Annotated in this window: 2 protein-coding genes; one reads left to right on the top strand and one right to left on the bottom strand. The window is 57.3% G+C overall.

Going from position 1 to position 4,543, the window contains the following annotated elements; genetic code table 11:
* On the top strand, window positions 1–1,872 hold a 1,872-nt coding region (gene uvrB / locus WA354_RS00285; protein WP_472811004.1), incomplete at its 5' end, for an excinuclease ABC subunit UvrB.
* A 9-nt stretch (window positions 1,873–1,881) separates the two neighbouring features.
* On the opposite strand, the gene WA354_RS00280 is transcribed toward uvrB, so the two are convergent.
* Window positions 1,882–4,176, bottom strand: a complete 2,295-nt coding sequence (locus tag WA354_RS00280; protein WP_472811003.1) for a VWA domain-containing protein — start codon at window positions 4,174–4,176, stop codon at window positions 1,882–1,884.
* Between the last annotated feature and the right edge of the window lie 367 nt (window positions 4,177–4,543).

Raw genomic sequence — 4,543 nt, 5'->3', positions numbered from 1 at the left:
TCGGGCAAGACCTTCACCATGGCCAAGGTGATTGAGCAGTCGAACCGGCCGGCACTTATCCTCGCGCACAATAAGACGCTGGCCGCGCAGCTTTATCACGAGTTCAAGCAGTTCTTTCCCGGCAACGCCGTTGAATACTTCGTCAGCTACTACGACTACTACCAGCCGGAAGCGTACATCCCGGCGGGCGACCTTTATATAGAGAAGGAAGCGACGATCAATGAGGAGCTGGACAAGCTGCGGTTGTCGGCGACGCGCTCCCTTTTCGAACGCCGCGATGCGATCATCGTGAGCTCGGTAAGCTGCATCTACGGTCTCGGTTCGCCCGAGGCCTACTATGGCATGTTGCTACTGCTTGAAAAAGGCCAGCACATTAGTCGCAAGGACATCACGCGGCGGCTGGTTGAAATTCTCTACGAGCGCAATGACGCGGATTTTCGGCGCGGAACCTTTCGCGTGCGCGGCGACATCATCGAGGTATATCCGACCTACGACGAGTCAGCATATCGCATCGAGCTTTTCGGCGATGAGATCGAATCGCTGGCGCAGATCGATCCGCTGTTTGGCACGATAAAGCAGAAGTACGCGCGCCTGCCGATTTATCCCAAGAGCCATTACGTCGTACAGCCCGAGCGCAAGGCCCAGGCGATCGATTCGATTGTCACGGAGCTGAACGAGTGGGTCACCTATCTCGAAGCTGAGGGCCGGATGGTCGAGGCGCAGCGCGTGCACCAGCGCACACGATTCGATCTCGAGATGATCAAGTCAATGGGCTACTGCCACGGCATCGAGAACTACTCGCGTCACTTCTCTGGACGGCTACCGGGGGAAGCTCCGCCGACACTGCTCGATTATTTCCCGCGAGATTTTCTGCTCTTTGTGGACGAAAGCCACGCCACTATTCCGCAGGTGCACGGGATGTGGCATGGCGATCGCAGCCGCAAACAGAATCTCGTGGATTACGGATTCCGTCTACCCTCGGCGATGGACAACCGCCCGCTCAAGTTCGATGAGTTTGAGAGTCGCATCCACCAGACGATTTATGTCTCCGCCACACCGGGTCCATATGAGCTGACCCGCTCCGCTGGAGTGGTAGTCGAGCAGGTGATTCGACCGACGGGCCTGGTCGATCCGGAAGTCGAGATTCGTCCGGTGAAGGGACAGATCGACGATCTGCTCGCAGAGATTCGTGATCGTGCCAAGCGCGGCGAGCGCGTCCTGGTGACGACCCTGACCAAGCGCATGTCTGAAGACCTCGCCGGCTACTACACTGAAGTCGGCGTGCGCTGCCGCTACATGCACTCGGAAATTGAAACGCTGGAACGTGTGAAACTGCTGGCCGGGCTACGCAAGGGCGAGTTCGATGTGCTGATAGGCATCAATCTGTTGCGCGAAGGGTTGGACCTGCCGGAGGTTTCGCTAGTTGCGATTCTCGACGCGGACAAGGAAGGCTTTCTGCGCTCATCCGGGTCACTGATCCAGACCATGGGCCGCGCGGCGCGCCACCTTGAAGGCCGCGCAATTCTCTACGCCGACCGCATGACCGACTCGATGAAACAGGCCATCGGCGAGACCGATCGCCGTCGCGCAATCCAGCGCGCATACAACGAAGAGCATGGCATCACGCCGCAGTCCATCATCAACAAGATGGACATGGGGCTGGCGCAGATTCTCAAGGCCGAGTATGGCGACATCGAAGTGGAAGAGGCGGCGGGTCTGCCCGAATTCACTTCACAGGCCGAGGTGGATGCGTTCATCGCGAAACTCGAAACAGAAATGCGCGAAGCAGCGCGGAAATTCGAATTTGAGAGAGCGGCAAAGCTGCGCGACAGCATCAAGGAATTGCGCGAAAAGGAATTCCTCTTCGGGTGAGGAGCATGTTCACTCCTTCGGGGCAAAGTAGCCTCGACGGGCATGCAGATCCACCTTCTCTTTCGTACTTACTTTCACCGTCAAAGGATGGAAGCTTCCGTCCGGTTTCATATGCGCCGGCCTGAAACCGAGCACGTATGTAAATTCGGGCTCCGTCTGCAGGCGACGCAAACCGCCATAGAGATCGTTAGTGTTTCGGACCAGCGAACCTCCCGTGCCTTCAGCCACCTCGTCTAACACGCCTGAAACGGCGATCGCTTCCGCACTGGCGAGGTTTCCCCTTAGCCGTGCAACCGTGGGACCGAAGGATCTGTCTCCGGCGTCGCTGATACCAGTCAGAGCCGAGACTCCATTGGCATCGAGCACATTGATCAGCACTTCAGAGCGTATCGCCTGCTCAATCAAATCAGATTCATCGGTGCGCGCGCGATCGGTGACGATGAATCCGGATGAGATCAGAATGATCCGCCGCTTTCCGGGCGCTTTGGAAATCCATCGAATCACATTATTAAGCTGAAGCAGCGCGCTGCGGCTCCTGCGTTCTCCCGCCGCGGCCACGCGCATCGCGGCATCCGTTACCATGCTGGGCGCCGCCTTTGCCTCCTGCGGAGTCAACGACTGGCACAGAATCAGCTCCTGGGTTACGGACGCGATTGCATCTCTGAACCCGCGCAGAATCTGGTCTGCTATGTAGTAGGTGATGGTCGGACACTTCTCCGTTTCGTTGCCCATCGGCTGAGAACGCAGCTTCAACAACGCATCTTTGAGCTTTTCGCGGTCGTTGGTAAACGAAAGCTGAACCAGGCCGGAGGTCGTGATGATGGCTGCGCGATCTGTAGCTGCGAGATCGTTGACCTGGCGAAGCACTGCGTCCCGCGCGTTTGCGAGTTCGCCAAGCTCGAGGTGAGCATCATCAAAGAGGTAAACCGTATACGTGGTACTGGCTGTGCCAGCGGCCGGTACTTCCTTTGCTCCGCCCTGAGCGCTTGTGGCAGTAGCACTCCCCGTCGCATAGGTGTTTTGGGTTTCTACCGTGAAACTCGCGATATCCTCGCGCTTGCCTTTGTCGAAAATCGCAAAGCTCTCCTTCGAGAGGTTTCCGATTGACTCTCCATTTGCATTTCGAACGACCACTGGTACCAGGACCAGGTCTGTGCGAAGCTGCAAATGGAAGGACGAATCAGAGGACGGCTCCAGCGCGGAGGCAGGCGCTGGGGCGGAGGATGGCTCCGGCGCAGCTTCGGATCCCTTCGGTTCAGGTGCAGACGTGCCGCTGTGCTCCGATCCTGTCGTCGCCGCCGGTGCCACAGATGCAGGCATACTTTCTGAGGCACTCGTGGGAGCTGGTTGCGTTGCTGGTTGCACCGCCGCAGCGATCTGCGCTTTCGGCTCCGAGGATGCGCCTTCGGCCCTCGCCGCAGACATTTCGTCAGGATTCTCTCTGGGTCTGGCCGCCGCCGCTGTCCCACTTGTCGCCGGCTTTGATTCCGGAGATTCCAGATCGGCAAAATCGCCCAGACGGATTGTCGCCTCAACCGTGAACTTCCGGTAATCCTTGAAATCGATCTTGTTCACATATAGGTACAAGCCGCGCTGCATCTTCACTTCAGAGTGAAATGGCAGGTTAAAGTCTTTCCCTGCGATATTGGCCGGCCTGTACTCCACCACGCGTTCAGCTCGGTCGATGGGGAAACCGCTCGGAAGGTCGAGGTGACTCGCGATGCGCAGAACCTCCCTGGTTTCCGCGTCCGCAAATATCAGCCCTCCGTAGGGGGCGACGACCTTCTGGTTCGTTGTCTCGTCCGTCACCAGGGTCCCGCCCTCCTCGGGAACCTGAAAGCCGAAAACATATACCGGGTGTCCGCGCACCGAAGTCATTCGTTTCCAGGTGAACGCCGTGTGAGACCTGGGATTGAATATCTGGAGCAGAGTACTGCCGAACTCCCCAATGGAAACTGCCCCCGTAAGTTGATCGTGCCGCACGCCCGCGACTTTCTTGCCGTCGATGGCAATAACCTCGTACCCTTCCTTCTGGTTGAAGAAGGTGACCTTCTCCGTTATCTGATCGCTCGGTCCGAACTGGGCTCCGGCACCCATCTGTTCCCGATAGACGTCGCTCGGAAGCGTGACTTCGCGACTTGTAACCTGGGTACAGATGAAATTTGGCAGACCCTGCGTGTACGCAACGGCGTAATCTCTCACCTGTTCGAGAATCTTTGCCTGGTCGGCAGTCAGGGGAGTCGATCCAGCACTCGCACCGTGCACCAAGGCCAAAAAGATCAGTAACCCCGCAACACGCGGCAAGATAAGAACCCCACGTTTTTCAGTATCAGGACAGCAGATTCATCGCGGGAAACAGCTGTTTCCCGCCGATATACGACTGAGATTAGCAGCAATACGCGACATCCCACTCCCTTTGTCAGGGTCCCCTTTGAGAGTACCCGGTCCATAGCCCGTGTGCTGGAGCACCACGCGCATCATGGCCGGGCGTAACCAACTCAATCGGTAGTGTGAGGCAAATCACATTTCAGAAGCCTAAAATGATTGAGAATAGGTTCGTTCGATTCCCCTAAGGCATTAGTCCTCAGTGCGAGAATCAGAGATGGAGCTCTGATGGCAACGTTTGGAAGTCTCTCTCTTCTCATCGCTTTAGCGCTGGCTGCGTATAATC

Origin of the sequence: Occallatibacter sp. (assembly GCF_049802275.1) — a bacterium.
Classification (GTDB): Bacteria; Acidobacteriota; Terriglobia; order Terriglobales; family Acidobacteriaceae; genus Telmatobacter.
The sequence above is the reverse complement of the archived record's forward strand: the minus strand, read 5'-3'. Positions and strand labels throughout refer to the sequence as shown.